Origin of the sequence: Cobetia sp. SIMBA_158, from assembly GCF_046566945.1 — a bacterium.
Taxonomy (GTDB): domain Bacteria; phylum Pseudomonadota; class Gammaproteobacteria; order Pseudomonadales; family Halomonadaceae; genus Cobetia; species Cobetia amphilecti.
In genome coordinates this window covers 1-277 of record NZ_JAWJYL010000273.1, presented here as the reverse complement: position 1 = coordinate 277, position 277 = coordinate 1, and the positions used below count along the sequence as shown (strand labels likewise).

1 protein-coding gene and 1 pseudogene are annotated in these 277 nt (G+C 44.8%); both read left to right on the top strand.

The annotated features are described in order from the left end of the window. Positions 1 to 117: pseudogene (gene rplC / locus R2R70_RS19945) on the top strand (50S ribosomal protein L3); the annotation flags it as partial. Between the two features lie 17 nt (positions 118 to 134). Beyond that, positions 135 to 277: 50S ribosomal protein L4 (gene rplD / locus R2R70_RS19940; protein WP_410978892.1), on the top strand; the 143-nt coding region annotated here is incomplete at its 3' end.

The window sequence follows — 277 nt, the reverse complement described above, 5'->3', positions numbered from 1 at the left end:
ACTCAAAACTTAGAACTAGTTCGCGTTGACGCTGAGCGTAACTTGCTTTTAGTGAAAGGTGCAGTACCTGGATCTATCGGCGGTGACGTTATCGTTAAACCAGCTGTTAAAGCATAAGTCCTGGAGATTTAGTGATGGAATTAGCAATCAAAGACGCTTCTGGCGCTCTTGAAGTTTCTGAAGCTACTTTTGGACGTGAGTTTAACGAAGCATTAGTACACCAAGTAGTTGTTGCTTACGCAGCAGGTGCTCGTCAAGGTACTCGTGCTCAGAAGAC